General features: G+C 70.9%; 11 protein-coding genes. 3 read left to right on the top strand and 8 right to left on the bottom strand.

What is annotated here, in order from left to right; all coding sequences use genetic code 11:
- Positions 1-46: 46 nt before the first annotated feature.
- The gene (locus BHS09_RS15260; protein ID WP_140800680.1) at positions 47-2,362 is read right to left on the bottom strand and encodes a serine/threonine protein kinase; all 2,316 of its coding nucleotides are present in this window, start codon (positions 2,360-2,362) and stop codon (positions 47-49) included.
- 225 nt (positions 2,363-2,587) lie between these two features.
- On the opposite strand from BHS09_RS15260, the gene BHS09_RS15255 reads away from it, so the two are divergent.
- On the top strand, positions 2,588-3,760 hold the full coding sequence (locus tag BHS09_RS15255; RefSeq protein ID WP_140798231.1) for a PAS domain-containing sensor histidine kinase: 1,173 nt from the start codon (positions 2,588-2,590) through the stop codon (positions 3,758-3,760).
- A gap of 23 nt (positions 3,761-3,783) precedes the next feature.
- Here BHS09_RS15255 and BHS09_RS15250 read toward each other — a convergent pair whose 3' ends face one another.
- Together BHS09_RS15250 and BHS09_RS15245 are read right to left on the bottom strand one after the other, a co-directional pair.
- The gene (locus BHS09_RS15250) at positions 3,784-4,983 is read right to left on the bottom strand and encodes a cyclic nucleotide-binding domain-containing protein (RefSeq protein WP_140790818.1); all 1,200 of its coding nucleotides are present in this window, start codon (positions 4,981-4,983) and stop codon (positions 3,784-3,786) included.
- A 139-nt stretch (positions 4,984-5,122) separates the two neighbouring features.
- Positions 5,123-5,518, bottom strand: coding sequence for an MmcQ/YjbR family DNA-binding protein (locus BHS09_RS15245; RefSeq protein ID WP_237078309.1), 396 nt, complete (start codon positions 5,516-5,518; stop codon positions 5,123-5,125).
- Between the two features lie 458 nt (positions 5,519-5,976).
- Between BHS09_RS15245 and BHS09_RS15240 the strand changes: the two genes are divergently transcribed.
- Complete coding sequence (locus BHS09_RS15240; RefSeq protein ID WP_174258785.1) at positions 5,977-7,326, top strand: sigma 54-interacting transcriptional regulator; 1,350 nt, start codon at positions 5,977-5,979, stop codon at positions 7,324-7,326.
- Between the two features lie 3 nt (positions 7,327-7,329).
- Here the strand turns inward: BHS09_RS15240 and BHS09_RS15235 are convergent, their stop codons facing one another.
- The 5 genes from BHS09_RS15235 to BHS09_RS15215 all read right to left on the bottom strand — a co-directional run bounded on the left by BHS09_RS15235 (position 7,330) and on the right by BHS09_RS15215 (position 16,940).
- A complete protein-coding gene (locus tag BHS09_RS15235; protein WP_140798230.1) occupies positions 7,330-8,703 on the bottom strand; it encodes a serine/threonine-protein kinase in 1,374 nt (457 codons plus the stop codon).
- Positions 8,704-8,715: 12 nt separating this feature from the next.
- A complete protein-coding gene (locus BHS09_RS15230) occupies positions 8,716-10,260 on the bottom strand; it encodes a hypothetical protein (protein ID WP_140798229.1) in 1,545 nt (514 codons plus the stop codon).
- Positions 10,261-10,424: 164 nt separating this feature from the next.
- Positions 10,425-14,249, bottom strand: coding sequence for a serine/threonine-protein kinase (locus tag BHS09_RS15225; RefSeq protein ID WP_140798228.1), 3,825 nt, complete (start codon positions 14,247-14,249; stop codon positions 10,425-10,427).
- A gap of 15 nt (positions 14,250-14,264) precedes the next feature.
- Positions 14,265-16,121: an OPT family oligopeptide transporter gene (locus tag BHS09_RS15220; protein WP_174258784.1), complete on the bottom strand. Its 1,857-nt coding sequence runs from the start codon at positions 16,119-16,121 to the stop codon at positions 14,265-14,267.
- Positions 16,122-16,211: 90 nt separating this feature from the next.
- Positions 16,212-16,940, bottom strand: a complete 729-nt coding sequence (locus BHS09_RS15215) for a MerR family transcriptional regulator (protein WP_237080366.1) — start codon at positions 16,938-16,940, stop codon at positions 16,212-16,214.
- 54 nt (positions 16,941-16,994) lie between these two features.
- Between BHS09_RS15215 and BHS09_RS15210 the strand changes: the two genes are divergently transcribed.
- Positions 16,995-17,483: a GyrI-like domain-containing protein gene (locus BHS09_RS15210; RefSeq protein ID WP_140798227.1), complete on the top strand. Its 489-nt coding sequence runs from the start codon at positions 16,995-16,997 to the stop codon at positions 17,481-17,483.
- Positions 17,484-17,565 lie beyond the last annotated feature (82 nt).

Here is a 17,565-nt window from a genome sequence, read left to right as displayed (position 1 = left end):
GCGCGCGGACCCTAGTGACGGGGGTCCGGAGCGTCAAGGACGGCGCTCACTCCTTGTACGGTGGGAGATCCGCCAGCCGGATTTGAATCTTCGTCTCCTCGCCCGGCTTGATGGGAGCCGACAGGAGCCGGCTCACCGACTCCACCCCCGTCGGGTCCACCACGCGCAGGCGGTAGACCCCCACGGGCAGCGGGAATTTCTTCAGGGGCGTGGTGCCCAGCTCCGTGGCGCCGTCGAACACGGCCGCCCGCGGCACCGTGTAGAGGGTCATCCACCCCAGGCCCGCCTTCGCGGCCCCCTTCGCCGTGCTGGTGTCCAACACCTCCGCCATTCCCTCGGGATCCTGCGTCACCGTGGTGACGGGCTCGGCCGCTGGATGGGCCTCCGCCACGCGAGGCGCCTGCTCACGCGGAGGTGGGCTGGCCTGCGCGGGCGGCGCGGCCTTGGCACTGACAGGTTCGGCCTCTGCCTTGGAGGTGGCCGCCCACCGCGCCGGCGAAGAGGCGCCTTCCTTCACCTTCCGCCCGGGCGGGGCCTTCGTCGGAGCCTTGGCTTCAGGCGCGCCTTCCACCGCCTCCTCGCCACCAGCGGCCTGCTCGGCCTGGGCGACAGCCTGGGAAGGCTCGGAAGGTGCCGATTCCTGCTCGGCCCGACGGAAGCCCGGCGGCGGGCCCGCCTGCTGCGGTGGCCAGGGCTGGTTCGCGGGGTCCTCCGCCGGCGGCGGATTCAGCTCCGCGCTCACCCACGCCTTGGCGGCTTCGAGGCCCGGCCGGAGCTGCGCGCGCACGGCGGGCAGCGTCGCAGCCCAACCGAGGCCTCCCAGCAGGAAGAGCAGGAAGAGCCGACTGGCCCAGCGCGACGGCGGACGGGCGGCGGGCGTCTCCACCGGCGTGTCCGAGGCCCGGGACGTCTCGGGGCGCGCCGACCGTCCGGAGGCCCGCTCACCGTCCGCGCCGGGCCGCTGGGGCCGGGAACGGAAGCGCTGCGTCTGGAGATCGCTCGGCTCGTCGAAGGATTCGGACTCGGCCGGGGCCTCCTGCCGGGCAGTGGGCCGCGGCCGAGGTGTACGCGCGGCCGGCGCGCTGTCCTGACCTCCGCGCGGTGTGCGCGAAGATAGAGGAGCCGCCTCACTGGTCCGGCGCTGGGGGGCAGGCTTGGGCGCGCTCCCGTTGCCGGCGACTGAGGGGCCACGCAAAGCCACGCCGCCCTCCGCCGGACGGCGCTGGGGCACAGGCTTGGGCGCGCTCGAGGGCCGAGCCGAGGGCGAACCAGGCCGGGCGCGCGGGGCCGGTACCTGCGACGTGGGGGCGGAGTCGGCGCTGTCCTCCTGCTGGAGGGCACCCGCCGCCTCGCTGACGCGGGCATCCTCCGCGCGGCTGGCCAGCTCCAACAACGTGCGCGTCTTCTGGCGCTTGTCGGCGAAGAGGTCGCCCATGACGGCGGTCATGCCGTCCTCGTCGAAGAGCTCCGAGCCGAGCGCCGCCTCAATGGCGCGCGCCATCTCCCGGCAGTTGGTGAAGCGCTGGGACACGTCCCGGGACAGCGCTCGCGTCACCACGGCTTCCAAGGCTTCGGGGACGTCCGGGTTGATGCCGCGCAGCGGAGGCACGTCGGCCTCCACGATCTGCATCATCACCGCCGCTTCGTGCGGCCCGCTGAACAACCGCTGGCCACTCAGCAGTTCGTGCAGCATGACACCCACGGAGAACAAGTCACTGCGGCCATCCAGGGTGGCCACGCCTCGCACCTGCTCCGGGGACATGTAGCCACTGGTCCCCTTCACCGTCCCCACCTGCGTGCGGCCCAACCGTCCGCGCGCCTTGGCGATGCCGAAGTCGATCACCTTCACGACGCCGTCGTAGGTGAGCATCACGTTCTTCGGAGACACGTCGCGGTGCACCACCACCGCGGGCCGGCCCGACGGGTCCGTGAAGTGGTGCGCGTAGTGCAGACCCAGGCAGGTATCCCGAATCACCCGCCCGACGAAGCCGAGCGGCAACGGGTAGCCCTGGCGCGTGGAGGCCTTCACCACCTGCTCCAGGTTCTGCCCGGGCAGGAACTCCATGGCGAGGTACAGCTCGCCGCCCTCCTCGCCCAGGTCGAACACCTGACCGATGTTCGCGTGCGAGAAGGCCGCGGTGATGCGCGCCTCGTCCAGGAACATCTGGACGAATTGCTCGTCCTTCTTGATGTCCGGGAGAATCTGCTTCACCGCGACGAACTTGCGAAATCCCCCAGGCCCCGAGGTGTAGGCCAGGAACAGCTCCGCCATCCCCCCTATCGAGAGGCGCGTGAGGATTTCGTATTTCCCGATGCGCCGCCCCCGATCGGGATCGTCACCGGCGCCACCCTGCATGGACATTCGGCGCGGCATGTTATCCCCCGCATGGGTCCGAGTCGACCTTCGTGACGACCCCTTCCTCGACAGGCTGGAGGGGGGCTCCGGCACACCGCGTCCGGGACTGGCACCGGCTGGCCGCCAGCCCGTACGCCGGCCGGAGTGTCCGATGGCCGATGGCCACATCGCGCGATTCCCCGTGACGGAGGGGGGCGTGTTCTCATACCAGCAAGTCAGAGCAGGAGGCTCATGGAAGACACCAACGGCTGCCCCGGACGTGCCAGGCGCGTCGCATACTCCGGGCAAGGCGAATCCAAGCAGGACACCGCGGACCAGCTCCGGCTGTTGATTGAGAGCGTCACTGACCATGCCATCCTGACGCTCGACCTGGATGGGTACGTAGCGAGCTGGAACCCGGGCGCCGAGCGCATCAAGGGCTACCGCGCGGACGAAATCCTGGGGCAGCACTTCAGCCGCTTCTATCCGCCCGAAGCCGTGGCGCGGAACCGGCCGCGGCACGGGCTCGACGTGGCGACGCGTGAGGGCCGCTTCGAGGAGGACGGCTGGCGCGTCCGCAAGGACGGCAGCCGCTTCTGGGCCAACGTCGTCATCACGGCGCTGTATGACGAAACAGGGCAGCTGCGCGGCTTCGGCAAGGTGACGCGCGACTTTACCGCCCGCTACCAGGCCCAGGAGCAACGGGAGATGGAGCGCCTACGGGAGGCGCTTCGCATCCGTGACGACTTCCTGTCCGTGGCGTCCCACGAGCTGCGCACCCCACTCACCCCGCTGCAACTGAAGCTGACGGCCATGCGCCGCGCCGTCGGCAGCGCCCCGGGAGGCATGCTGCCGAGCGAGCGCGTGGAGCGCGACCTCGACGTCGCCGTCCGCCAGGTGCGCAAGCTGGTGGAGCTGGTGGACGACCTGCTTGACGTGTCACGCATCAGCGTGGGCCAGCTGACCCTGGAGCGCGTGCCCGCGGACCTCGCGACGCTGCTTCGAGAGGTCATCGCCCGCTACCTGCCACAAGCCAGCCAGCTCGGCAGCATCGTGGAACTGGACGCGCCGGAGCCCGTGCAAGGCGAATGGGACATCCGCCGGGTGGAGCAGGTGATGACCAACCTCCTCTCCAACGCGCTCAAGTACGGAGGGGGCAAGCCGATTCACGTCAGCCTGCGCGCGGAAGGCGGCATGGCGCTGCTGAACGTTCGCGACGAGGGCATCGGCATCGCACCGGAAGCGCTGCCCCACGTCTTTGACCGGTTCATGCGAGCCGTGTCCGGCCGCAACTACAGTGGCCTGGGGCTCGGCCTCTTCATCACCCACCAGGTCGTTTCGGCGCACGGGGGCGACATCCAGGTGTCCAGCGTGCCGGAAAAAGGGAGCACGTTCAGCGTCCGGCTCCCGCTCGGCCCCACGTAGACACACGCCATGGGACGTCCCTGTCAGGTGCTCAGCGCACGCACCCGGCCCGCGAGGTTCTGGGTGAAGAGGCGGTAGATGCGCAGCGCCGCCGCCTCGTGCGTATCCACGAAGCGTTCGAAGTCGACACGGCTGATGCGCAGCGCCCGCACGGAGGTCCGCGCACGGACATGGGCGGACACGGGCCCGTCCTGCACCAGGGAGATTTCCCCCAGGTACGCCCCTGGCCCCAACGTGTTGAGGTGCCGGGCGTCCTCCTCGGGTCCGCTGAAGACGTCCACGGAGCCGTCCATCAGGACGAAGAGCCCCACGCCGGGCGCGCCCTTCTCCAGCAATACGGCGCCGGGCGCGATGACGACCTGACGCGCCAGCCGGTAGAGGTCCTTCATGTCCTCCAGGGAAAGCTCACCGAAGATGGGGATGTCCTTGAGGAACCGGTACCCGTTCGCCGCGGGCGCCGACGCGCCTCCGGAACGGCGGATGAGCATGGCCTCCGCTTCCGCCTCCATCCCCATGCGGCGCAGCAGCCGGGCCTTCTCCGTCACCAGCGCCGGGTCCCCGCGCGCTTCCTCCGAGCTGCTCACCGCGTCCGCGAGCACCGCCAGCGCCCGGTGCGTGAAGCCCTCCGCGTCCAGCAACTGGCAGATGCGCAGCACCGCCTCCACGAAGCGCGGGTCCTCCGCGCGCACGCCTCCGAGCGCCTCCACCTCCGCGTGCGCCTGCCCCAGCTCCTGGTAGAGCGTGGCCGCCTCGAAGGGACGGTCCAGGCGCACCAGGCACTGCGCCATGGCTTCGCGCGAGCCCATCTCCCGATAGATGGCCAGCGCGCGTTCCAGCGCACCACCTCGCTCGAAGGCGGCGGCGGCGCGCTCGGCCTCACCCGCGCGGAGGTAGCTCTCCGCGGCGGCCATGTACTTGCCACTCTGGAAGTAGAGGTCCCCGGCGGTGGCGTCCTCGCCCTGACCATCCATCAGCCGTGCCGCGCCCAGGAAGTCCCGCGCGCGCCGCAGCACCTCGACGAAGCCACGGCGCTCCTTCGCCGGTCCCCGTTCAGCTTCGTGACGGATGCGCTCGCGCTGCGCATCGCCCAGCTCCTCGTAGAGCTGTGCCGCCCGGTCCGTGTCCTCCAACTCGACCAGAGAGCGCACCGCGCGGAGGGCACCCTCCACGGGCGTGCGCAGTCGCCCGCTCCCCTCGCCCTGGCCACCTGCTGACTCTGACATGTCGGGTCTCCCGTGCCGGTGAGACCGGCCAGCAGGGGTGCTGCCAAAGCGTTGCGCCCCTTCCCGGCCTGCCCCCTCTTCGCCCAGAGCCTCGCATTGAATGCCGGGCCTGCCAACGCCTGCCGCGAAAACGCAGGCGTCAGTCCGCGTCCCGCGCCCGCTCCGCCAGTTGCCGCTGGGAGGCATTCCTCCGCCACGCGTCCTCCAACAGCTGGCGGACCAGCGCCGGACGCGCCGCGGCAACGCGCACGAGCAGGTACTCGGGGTACCCCGCGTAATGTTCGGTGATGTAGCAACTGTCCGGCTCGGCCTGCATGAGGACGTCCCGCACGCCGGGCTCCACCTTCACCACCAGCGACTCACCATCCTCGTGGAAGCGGGCGATGAACTTCTTGCGCACGCGGAACGCGGGCGTCCCGAAGGATGTGCCCTCCTCCATCCCCGGTAGGGCCAGCACCAGCGCGCGCACCGCGTCGAACGTCAGCCCTTGCGTACCACCACCGCGCATCGCGCGGCGCCTACCCCGTGTCGCCATGGCGCATTCCTACCAGAGGCCCAGGCAAACACGGCAGGTAGCGCGCCGTGTTGAAACACCGCGAACGAACCGCCCCGTGAAATGACAGACATGATTTCATCCCCGGGCGGATGTGGCGACGTGATGACCCGCGCTGTCATGTCTGTCATTTCATCAGCACGACCGCCCGCGCCGACATGTGGGGTCCGCGACACTCCGAGTCCGCTGTGACACAGCACCTCTCAGCCGAGAAGGTCCAAACAGCCTCGACTAGCGGTAATCCCGGAGACGCCGCGCCTCCGCGCGGGACCTGCCTCGCTCCCAGAGCGGGCGGCCAACAACCACCCCCCAAAAAAATGAGCCCGGGAGAGAACCGTTCGGATGTCGGCCCCCGTGATATCTTGACTTCCATGTCTGCACTGGATCGGGCTCGGGCCGCACCCTCCTCGCCGGACGTGAAGGGCGAATCGCAATGGAGGATGGAAGTCGAAGGTGGGAGTGACACGCCGCTGCACGTCACGCTGCCCTACGAGCACGCACGCCGGGGCTATGACGCCTCCACGGTGCGCCGGTTCCGGCTCACGGTAGCGGAAGGCCCGAACATGGGGACGACGTGGGAGTCCACGGGTGACACCTGCTCGGTGGGCTCGCACCCGCTGAACGACTTCGCCGTGGAGGACTCCACGGTGTCCCGGTTCCACTGCGAGGTGCGCATCGGGCCTCGGGGCCCCCAGGTGAAGGACCTGGACAGCCTCAACGGCGTCATCGTCGACGGCGTGCAGGTGGTGGAGGGCGTGCTGCGCAGTGGCAGCCTGTTGCGCCTGGGCCGCGTGGTGCTGCGCTTCGACTTCAGCGCGGAGAACAACCGCCTGCCGCTGTCGGAGAACTCGCGCTTCGGCACGCTGGTGGGCGCCTCCGTGGCCATGCGGGGCTGCTTCGCGATGATGGAGCGCGCGGCGGGCCGCGACGTGACGGTGCTGCTCGAAGGCGAGACGGGCACCGGCAAGAGCCAGGCCGCGCTGGCCATCCACCAGGCCAGTCCCCGGCGTGACGCCCCCTTCCTCATCGTGGACTGCGGCGCCATCCCCGCGCACCTGCTGGAGAGCGAGCTGTTCGGCCACGAGAAGGGCGCGTTCACCGGCGCCGTCCAGCGGCGCGCGGGCGTCTTCGAGGAAGCCGACGGAGGCACCGTCTTCCTGGACGAGATTGGCGAGCTGCCTCCGGAACTGCAGCCCAAGCTGCTGCGCGTGCTGGAGAACCGCGAGATTCGCCGCGTGGGCAGCAACACGTATCAGCCGGTGAACGTGCGCCTCATCGCCGCCACGCACCGGGACCTCCGCGCGGAGGTCAACGCGGGCCGGTTCCGCTCCGACCTCTTCTTCCGGCTCGCGGTGCTGCGCTTGCTGCTTCCGCCACTGCGTCAGCGTCCGGAGGACCTGCCCATGTTGGTGGAAGGCATCCTCGACCTGCTCGGCGCGGACCGCGAGCGCACGGCCGCGCTGCGCACGCAGGACTTCCTGGCCAGGCTGCGGCACGCGGCGTGGCCCGGCAACGTGCGCGAGCTGCGCAACTACCTGGAGCGATGCCTCGTCTTCGAGGAAGCAGTAGAGCTCTCCGAGGAAGAGGCCCACCGCTCCGGCCCACCCGAGGTGGACCCCTCGCAGCCGTACGCCGACCAACGCCGTCACGTCGTCGACGACTTCGAGCGCCGCTACCTGCGCGCGCTCCTGGAGAAGCACCAGGGCAAGGTGGCCCAGGCCGCCGTCACCGCTGGCATGGACCGCGTCCACCTCTACCGCCTGCTGCGACGCCACGGCATCAAGCCGTGAGCATCACCGCGGGCGGCTGACGCGCCAGCACCCCAGTCCCGCGGCGGACACGGGTGTCGCCAGGAAGCCCGTTTCCAGGCCCTCGAGCGCACGCGCGGTCGCCACCAGTTCCGTTCCTGGTGGCTCCGCGACCCAGCCCGGCAGGTGCAACAACCCGCCGCCGCCGTCCTCGCGAGGCAGCTCCGCGACGTGAACGGTGATGGCCAGGTCCACCGGGCGCGGCGCCTCGCTCGCCGCCACGAACTCCACCAGGGCCAGCGCGGCGTGCAGCACTCGCGCTCGCGCGGCCTGCTCCGCCCCTGCTTCCGGCGGCAGCGGCGCGAAGGCCAGCAGGCAACCGCTCCCCTCCAGCCGCACGTCCAGCCCCGCGGAGCGCGCGGCTCCCCCCACGCGCTCCAGCAACGCATCCAGCCGCTCCAAGGACGAAGGTTCCACCGCGCCGTGGAGCCGGGCTTCCGCGTACAGCGCCACGGCGAGCGTGGGCTGGTCCTCCGTGGGACTGCCCTTCACCGCGCGCCGGAGCGCGTCGATCCAGGCATCGATGTCCGGGTATCGGTCCTCGCGCCGCTTCCCCATGCTGCGCAGCACCACGGCATCCAGCCCGGCAGGCACCGGGGCGCGCTCACTGGGCCGAGGAGGCGGCGCATTCAGGTGCAGGTCCTCCACCTCGTGCCGGGTGGCGCCCTGAAAGGGCGGCTGCCCGGTGACGAGTTGGAAGAGCAGCACGCCCATCGCGTACAGGTCCGTGCGGGCGTCGGGCGGCTCGCCGCGAATCTGCTCGGGCGCCATGGACAACGGCGTTCCCAGGGAGACGCCCGTCAGCGTGAGAGTGGACGCGCCCGGCGCATCCGGCGTCAGCCCCTTCGCGACGCCGAAGTCCACCAGCTTCACGCGCGGCGCTCCACCGCCCGTGCACATGCGCACCACGTTCTGGGCCTTCAAGTCCCGGTGCACGACACCGGCCTGGTGCGCGGTGCGCAGCGCGCCGCCCACCTGCTCCAGCACCTCCAGCGCCTCTCCCGGCGACAGCGGCCCGCGCGAAGCCAGCTCCGCCGCGAGGTCCCTCCCCTCCAACCACTCCATCGCGATGAAGGGCCGCCCGTCCGCGAGCGTGCCGTAGCCAAGCACGTCGACGATGTGCGGATGGCGCAACCGCTGGAGGGTCTCCGCCTCCCGATGGAAGCGCCGCAGGGCGACGTCCGAGGGCTGCGGGAGCAGGACCTTCAGCGCCGCGGGAGCCCCCGTGCGGACATGTCGGGCACGGTAGAGCGTGGAGACAGGCCCCCGGTAATGGACCTGCTCCACCAGCCAGTCCGATACCAGGGCGCCGACACCCAGCTCCTCGCCATAGAGGGCCTCTTCGTCACCCGACGCCATGCGGCAGAAGGCCTACTTCTTCCGAGGGAAGGGAAAGGGCAGCTCCTCCACCGGAGGCAGCGGTTTGACGGGCACCGATGCACGCCCGCAGGACTGGGTGCGCTGCTCCTTCGCCACCGTATCGCACGGGGCATGGAGGTAGGTGGTCACCGACTGCGTCCACAGCACGTTGGCCTGGTCGCGGCACGCCTCGTAGTCGCCATCCCCCGGCGTGAGGGGCCCGTCCTGGATCGCGCACTTACCGGCCACGGGCGAACTGAGGGACGTGAAGCAGGGCCCCGTCACGCGCGCGGCGCAGTTGGCGCCCGACGAGGGCAGCGCGCAGACGCGGTTCGCCGCGTACGCCGCCCCGCTCGACCAGGCCGGGTCGTAGCAGGAGAACATCTTCCGGTAGATGGAGCCGCGCACGATGACGTCGGCGCCCACCACCACGTACTGCTTCTTGTCCCCCTCACCGATTTCCACGACGTCCACCTCCGCCCCCAGCTCTTTCGGCAGGAAGATGTTTCCGTAGAATGCGCCCTCGCGCACGGAATAGACCTGCTGCTCGGACAGGCCATAGATGGACGCGGAGTCCGGATGCGCCTCGACGTTCGCCAGCCATTCCACGGTCGTGCTCGAAGCCGGCGCGGTCATCACGCTGTAGTAGCCCCCGGCCGGGCAGGTGAAGGAGACCACCGGCACGGCGGGCGACCCCGCGCAGGTCCCAGTCGCCTCGCCCAGGTTGCGCGCGTCGAAATGGTCACACCCCGCGATGCCCTCGCACACGCGCAGGACAGCGGGCCCATTCACACTGGAGCCCAGTGTGGGAGACGGCCCCGCGCAGGACAGCGGACCGCCCGCGCCCACCACGACGGTCGTGGAAGGCGTGCAGCTGCCAATGCCATCCGGCGTCCAACCGCAGTCACGCTGCTCGCCTGATTCGCCCAGGACACAGTCCCCGAAGCTGGCCAGCGCATCGCCCGTGATGGGGACGTGTGCGGCTGGGCGCGTCTTCGCATCCAGCGTGTAGATGTTGGGTCCCGACGAGTCGAACTGGTGCTCGCCGCGCATGGACAACTCCACGCGCCGTCCCTCCGCGTTGTTGCGCGCCAGCACACAGGCGGAGACACGCTCCAGGCAGCTCCGGGTCGGTGGGGAGTCGGCCCAATCGGGGCAGAGCCCCGCCTGTCCAAGCCATTTCCGGACACCGGGGCTGGGATATCGCGGGTCGTAATAGGCAATCTCCTGTTCGACCGTCAGCGCGCAGCCCACCAGGTACTCCATGAACCGCTGCGCATTGGGGTCATGCAGCCGCCGGCGCGTGTTCGCGTCGCCCAGCGTGGGATGGAACAGCTGCACGAGCGCCGAGGTCCCCAGCAACTGGTTGGAGTCGGCGTTGGTGGAGATGGCGTTGAGCACCAGCGCCTGCGTCGTGAGCGAGTTGGCGATGCGAATCTCCGACGCCTGCGCCCCTACCCTGGGCGTCTCCTCTTCATGGGGCCCGGTTCCGCAGCCCGACAGGGCGAAAAACACGAGCGAGGAAACCGCCAACAGGCGAGGCGAACCAAGGGCCATGAGACGTCCTCCAAGAACGACGGAAGGAAGGAGAGCTGCCTCCTCCCAGCAAGCATGTGCCGAGCCAGCCTGGGAGGTTGTATGAGGTGCCATGAGAGCAGATCTGCAGGCGGCATTCGCGTAGCGCTTCACGTCACACCGCCGCCGGACAGTGACATTTCTCGCTACACTTCGGAAAGGGCAGCCCGCAGGGACTCCAGGCGGGCTCGCCACAGGGGAGCGCCCTCCTCCACCGCGCGCTCGGCCCGGAGCGCCCAGGTGCGCGCCTCGTCGGCACGTCCCGCCTGGAGCGCGCCCCGGGCAGCCTGGAGGAGAATCTCCGCCTTCTCATCCGCCGAAGCCAGGGTGTCCGCGTCGTCCGCCAGGGCCAGCCACGCCTCCCGCGCCGAGCCGCCGCCCTGTGCGTCCCGGACCTGTAGCTCCACCAGCCTCCGGATGACGGCGGTGGGCGGCAGCGATTCGGGCGGACAGTGGGAGTCAATCCACCGGAGCTGCCGCGTCGCCTCCTCCAGGTCGCCCAGCGCGGCGGCCATGCGCGCGAGCAGCAACGCATCCACCGGGACGGGGTGCTCACGGAAGAAGCGCACGCCCAGTTCGTGAACACGCCGGGCCAGCGGCAGCGCCTCCTCCAGACGTCCTTGCATGTAGAGCACCTCGGCGAGGTTGAAGGTGGACCAGCGCTCCACTTGCGCATGGCCCAGCTCGCGGCCCAGCGCCATCGCGCGGCGCAGGTCCTCTTCCATCCGAGCCACATTCCCCAGGCGCAACCACAGCAGCACACGGTTGATGAGCGTAGCGGCCCGGTGCAGCGCGTCCCCGGCCTGCTCGCAGCGCAGCAGTGCCATGTCGAAGCGGGTCGCGGCTTCGTCGGTCTGGTCCAGGAACGTGAGCGCCGAGCCCAGCAGCGCCAGCGACACCACGAGCGTCTCGTGGTCTTTCGCCCGCTCCGCGCCTTCCACCACGCCGGTCAGAACGCGCACGGCGGCGCCCCACTCCCCCAGCCGGACGTGGAGCCTGCCCCGGGCCAGCGAGCAGCGCAGGGACAGGCGAGGCTCATCCAGCCGCTCGATGCGTTCCAAAGCCTCACGTGTACAGGCCGACGAGCCCTCCACGTCCTCCATCCAGTCGCGCGCGGTGGCTTCCTCCAGCAGCAACTCCACCTGCTGGGCCTCGTCACCGCGAGCCACGGCCAGTGCCCGCGCCGCGCCCAGGTCCGCCAGCCCCTCCCGGAAGCGCTGAAGCCGGTGACGGACGCGCCCACGTCCCGACAACGCCAGGGCCCGGCGCTCCACATCTCCCTCCGGCAACAACGCGAGCGCGCGCGTGTAGTGCTGCTCCGCCTCGACAGACAGGTGCGCACGGCGCGCGGACTCCGCGAGCGAGAGGAACGCGGTGATGGCCTCCGTATGAGCACCACAGGCCGCGGCATGGTGGGCCCAGCGACGGCGCTCGGCCATCCCGTCCCGGGGCGTGGCACGCAGCGCCGCGGCGTGGAGGACGCGACGTGAGGAAGCCGGCAGCAACGCCTCCAGCGCCTCGCGCAGCAAGGGGTGACGGAAGGCGAAGTGGCCCGGAGCCGTGGGCCGCAACAGCCCCGAGCGCGCCAGCCGATGGAGTCCGGCCCCCGCGTCGAGCGACGTCACGCGCGCCATCTCCTCGCTCGGCTCCAGGTGTCGCAGGGCGGCATCCACACGGGCCACCTCCACTTCCGTGCCCAGCACCGCGCACAGCCGCGCCAGGATTCGGTGTGCCGCGGGGAGCCCGGCCAACGCCCGCGCGGCGAGTCGCTCGAAGAGCGGCGTCACGGAGACGTCCAGCAACGCGTCCGGCGCGATGTACCACCCGCCTCCTGGAGACGCCCGCAGTGCCCCCGCGGCCCGCAGCGCGCCCGCGAGTTCCACCAACGACAAGGGGACGCCCTGCGCCAGCTGTTCCAACCGCGCCAGCACCGGCTCGGGGACGTGCTCGGCGGGGCGCAGCAGATGCAGCAACAGGGAACGGCTCGCCTCGGGCGTCAGCGGCGGCAGTGCGATTCGCGCGACACGGGCGCTGCGCTCGCCCAGGTGCGGTCGCAACCCGAGCAACGCGGGTCTCGCGGCGACGCAGACCCAGAGCGGTGCACGCACACCCGCCAAGGTGGCGACCTCCAGTGCATCCAGGCTGGTGGGGTCCGCCAGGTGCGCGTCGTCGACGAGCAACACGCGAGGGGCTGCCTGGGCCTGCCGTTGGAGTCCCTCGGCGAGGCAGCGCGCGGCTGCGTGTCGCTCATCCGCGAGTGGAAGCGTTGGTGCCTGGACAACGCGGGCCGGCTCGGCGGTGGCCCGCAGCGCGTCCAGCAGCGACTCCGAGGACGCGGCGTCCGGAGCGGGCGCACGGAGCCGCACCACGAGACACCGCCCCGCGGCCTCCAGCCGGGTGGCCAGTGCCTCCAGGACGCGGGACGTGCCGTGCCCCACGTCACCCGTGAGGACGCACAGCCCTGGGACACCCTCCTCGATGCAGCGTGATGCCTCGGCCTCCAGCGCCGCCAGGACGGCATCGCGGCCGGACAGGGGCGGTGCATCCGCAGAGGACGTGGCCGCGCCCCCGTCGTGCAATCGCAGGCGCGCGCCATCGGGCGAGTGCTCCGTGGCGCCCGGCCCCAACCTCGCCGCGGCGGAGGCAGTGACGCGCGCTTCTCCCAGGGCGAGGTCTTCCGACCACCAGTCTCCCGCGGACTCCAAGGCAGGCCCCGCGACCCGCGTGGTCGTGGCGCCCGGAAGAACGTGCAGCCGCGACAGGTGCAGGACGGTGGCGGCCTTGCCCTCCTCCATCAGCTTGCGCGCCACCAGTGCGCCCGCGCGAAGGTTGGCCTCGGCGGACAGGGACTCGGAGAACGCGACCAGATAGCCCCGTGCGCGGACGCGCGCGAGCGTGCCGCCCTGAGGCTCGAAGGTCAGCCGAAGCACATCGACCGGTATGTCCGCGCGGACGCCCAGCAGCGCGACCCACCGCTCGCCGGCCCCCGGCCCGGACGACGTGGGCACCGCGGCGGGCGCGCCCTCCGGTGGAGCCATGGACAGGGACTGGCTGCACGCGGCATCGAAAGCGGCGAGCACATCCGAAGCCCGCGAGAAACGTTCGGAGGGCGCCTTCGCCAGACACCGCGACAGCACCGCGTCGAGCGCCGTCGGCGCGGTCGCGCGCTCCGACACCCGGGCTGGGCGAAGGCTGACGTGCCCGTGGCGAATCTCCTCGGCGCCACCGATGAAAGGCGGCGCGCCGGTGAGCAACTCGTACAGGAGGACGCCCAGTGCGTAGACATCCGCGGCGGCGCCGGCCTCGCGCGCGTCCAGGCACTGCTCAGGTGCCATGTAATATGGCGTGCCCAGCCGCTGCCCCACGAGCGTCAAGCCCTCGGACTCCGGGCGCTCTCCGTCGTCAGGTGCGTCCAGGAAGCGCGCGAGCCCGAGGTCCAGCAGGCTGAGCGCCCCACCCTCACGCAGGAAGATGTTCTCCGGCTTGAGGTCGCGGTGGGCCACGCCCGCGGCATGGACGCGCTCCAAGGCGGCGCAGAGGCCACTGAGCAATTCGCGCACGCTGGGCACGGACGCCGCGCCCGAGCCCGGCAACGCCGCCATCCACGCGGCGAGCGTCTGGCCATGCAGCCGCTCCATGACGAGGAACGGCCGCCCTCGGACAACTCCCGAGTGGTGGAGCGTGGGCGTCGTCGGCGCGCCGATGCGGCGGAGCGCGGCGGCCTCCCGGGCGAAGCGGTCGCGGTGAGGCGGCCGTCCCACCTTGAGCGCGACCTCACGGCCATCCTCCTCGCGGTAGGCGGTGAAGACGTGTGAGAAGCCGCCCGAGCCCAGCAAGGCCGCGGGGCTCAAACCTGGCACGTCCGGGAGCGGGAAGGGCTCCGCGTCAGGGCCAGGCGACGAAGCGCGCTGGCCATGCACAGGACACACCGCGCCGGTGGCGAGACGGCGGTGGCAGACCGGACAGCGCATGGGGTGAAACGAACGTTACCAGAGCGCCTGGCTCAGGACGATGACAACCCCCATCAACCCTTCGCCCGCGATGAGGCCGGCGGCCAGCGTCACCACCCGCCCCTCCTGGGCCCCTGGATTCGCCCTGCGGGCCAAGGCCGCCGCCACCCCGCCCAGCAAGAACCCCAGCGCGGTGGACGCCGGCAACAGGCAGGCCAGGCCCATGCCCAGGGGCGACGGCACCCAGTGCCGCACCCGTTCGGGAAGCAGTCGCTCCGTCAGTGTGAGGACAGCGGCGGCGAGCGCGGCCCAACCGAGCGCCGCGCGCGTGCCCGGCTCCAACCCCGAGAGGCCCGAAGCTAGCACCTGGGCGATGCTGGCGGTGACCGTGGCGGCGGGTGCGGGGAAGCGCTCGCCCCCCAGCGCCGAACGGTCCGGCACCAACAGGAAGAACAGCGGCACCACCGCGGCGGCCCCCACCGCGCAACCCACGAGCTGCGCCAGGAACACGCGGCGGGGATGGGCCCCCAGCAGGTGTCCCGTCTTCACATCACTGAGGAGGTCCGCCGCGGACGACGCAGCGTTGACGGTGATGCCCGCGGTGGCGAGGTTCGCCTCCACGTTGCGCGGCAGCAGCACGCCATAGGTCATCTGCGTCACCTGCCCCAGCGGGCCCACGGGCGTGACGTCCGTCTCCCCCGTGACGCGGCAGGCGATGAGACACAGCACGAATGACAACGCCACCGCGAGCGCGGCGTGTGGCAGCGGAACGCCAAAGCCCACCTTGGCCACGGCGAGCGTGGCGGGCATCAACACGACCAGGCCCGCCAGCAGCCAGCGTCCCGGCACCTGAAGCGCGTCCACCGGATGGGGCGCCACGGAGGGACGTTTGAAGAGTCCCTTCAATGCGCGCCCCAGGACGCGGCCCTCCAGCGCGAAGTGCAGCAACGACGCGGTGGTGAGCGCCGCCGTCCCGGGCCAGAGACTCCAGGCGAGGAAGTCTCCATCTGGAAGCAGCAGCCCCGAAGCGAACACGCGCGGTGCCACGACTCCGTGGATGAGCAGCGCGCCCAGGAACCAGGACGCCGTGAGCCGCAGTCCCAGCAGCGCGCCCGCGCCCAGCGGAAGCAGACTCGTCTCGAAGCCGAAGCCCAGGCGCTCCAGTGACATCCCGCTCAGCGTTCCGGGGAAAGGAAACACGTAGGGCAGGCGGCCCAGCCCATCCCTCACCAGGGTGACGAGCGCGGCGACACCTCCGCCCAGACCCAACATCGACAGCCGCGGACGGGACGACGCGCCCGTGGTGTGAAGAGCACGGATGGTCGCCGCCGCGGCCGTGCCCGTGGCGAACGGAAGCTGCTCATGGTCCACCAACTTGCGCTTGAGGGGCACCGCGAAGAGCACGCCCAGCGCGGACAGGAGGAAGGTCCACGCGAGCAACGCCCACCCGGGGGGATGACTGCCCGTCGTGAGCAACCACGCGCCCTGAACGGACACCAGGGCGCCGCCTGTCGCATAGCCCGCGGACGAAGCCACGGCCTGCGCGGAGCACGTCTCCAGCGGCGAAAGCGGAGCACCCGCGACGCCCGGCGCCACGCGCCGCATCGCTCCGTGTGCCGTGTGCGCGAGCAACGCGGCGGTGATGGCCACGGGAAAGGCCACGGCCATCTTCAGGCCCGCGTAGAGGTTGGTCGCGCAGGTGATGGCACCAATGCCACTTCCGAGCAGCACCGCCCGCAGGGTGAGCTGCGGCACCCGGTCCCCCTGGAAGACCTCGCGCAGCCAGAAGGTGTCCAGGGCCTCGGGGGAATCCCCCGGGATTCGCAGCAGCGTCAGCGGTGCCTGCGCCGGTGTCACTTCCTCGGAGGCAGCTTGGGGGACGGGCTGAGACATGGGCCGTTCCATCTTTTCATTCCGAGGCCATTGGGGACGAGCCCCCTTCCCCATTCGTCACCACGGGACGCAGGCGCTGTACACCCAGCATCAGGAGGTACCGGTCGGCGACACCGGGCAGGTAGCGCTCCAGGTGAAGCCCATCGGGACGGAATCCCAACTCGGCCAGGAAGCGGAACACACGGTGCGCGGCTGGTCATCGCGAACGGCGCACTCCAGCGTCGCGAACAGGGTCGGCGTCATCTCCTGCCGCCGGCTCCCGGGAGGCAGCCGCCTGCGGGGTTTGATGCGGAAGCCCACCTCGCCCAGGAGCTGCCCGTCCACCACGTCGAGCGTGCGGACGTAACCACTCGTCAGCACGGGGATGCCGCGGCGCTCGAGTTCCTTCTTCCACCCCGGCACCGCGGCGCGGAACGCCGGGGGCCCGGGCGGAGCAGTGACGGGGAACCACGCGAGCACGGACGGCTCGGCCCAGTGCTCCAGATGGACCCGCGGCCCCGACGACGCGCCGAGCCCCCGGAGGTACTGGTCAGCCAGTTGGAGCGAGAGCAGCCGCGCGGACAGGTCCTGCCTCCACGACGTGAGCATCGTCTCGCGCGTCCGTGCGTCCTTTCGGAGGAACTCACGGATGGCGGAGAGGGAGATGCCCGCGGCGCGCAGGCTGCTGATGAAGCGTGCTTCGCCGACCTGCCCGGGAGAATAGGCGCGGTAGCCATTCGCACGCCGTGCGGAGGGCAGCAGCAGGCCCTTGCGCTCATAGAAGCGCAGCGCGCTCGGTGCCAGGCCACAGCGGTCCGCGAACTGGGAAATCGTCAGCATCCGGCGGCTTTCCCTTGAGGTTGAACCAGCTTCAAGGTGGAGGGTTCGGAAACCATGAACGTTTCCATCGTCTCCCGAGGTGAAATCAAGCTGGTGGGCATCAAGGTGGTCGGCCGGCGCAGCGAACTGAGCCACCGCGTCCCGCTGGCGTGGCTGGAGCTCCTCTCTCGCATGGATGGGCTGTCCGGAGTGGTCGACCGCGACGTGTTCCATGGCTGCGTGCCGGGCAGCGACCACGAGCAACCGGGCGATGACCCCGTCTACCAGTACTGGGTCACCACCGAGGTCCGAGGCCTCGACGCGGTCCCAGAAGGCCTGAAGGCCCTGACGATTCCCGCGCGCGACTACGCCATGACGCCGGTGCAGGGCACGGCGGACGCCATCAACGCGGCCTACGGTCGGCTGGCGACTTGGCTTCGGGCGGAAAGCAGGCGCTCAGACCCTGCCGCCTACGTGCTGGAGCGATACGACCAGCGTCGACAGCCCGTGACGCCGCCGTACCAGCGCTTCGATTACGAACTGCTCACGCCCCTGACGCCCTGAGCGACTTCTCCCAGGCACCGCCAACGAGGAGCGCGGGCGCGGGCACCGAGCAAGTGCCCGCGTCAAACCGTGTGCATGACAA

This window comes from Myxococcus xanthus (genome assembly GCF_006402735.1).
Taxonomy (GTDB): domain Bacteria; phylum Myxococcota; class Myxococcia; order Myxococcales; family Myxococcaceae; genus Myxococcus; species Myxococcus xanthus_A.
The sequence above is the reverse complement of the archived record's forward strand: the minus strand, read 5'-3'. Positions and strand labels throughout refer to the sequence as shown.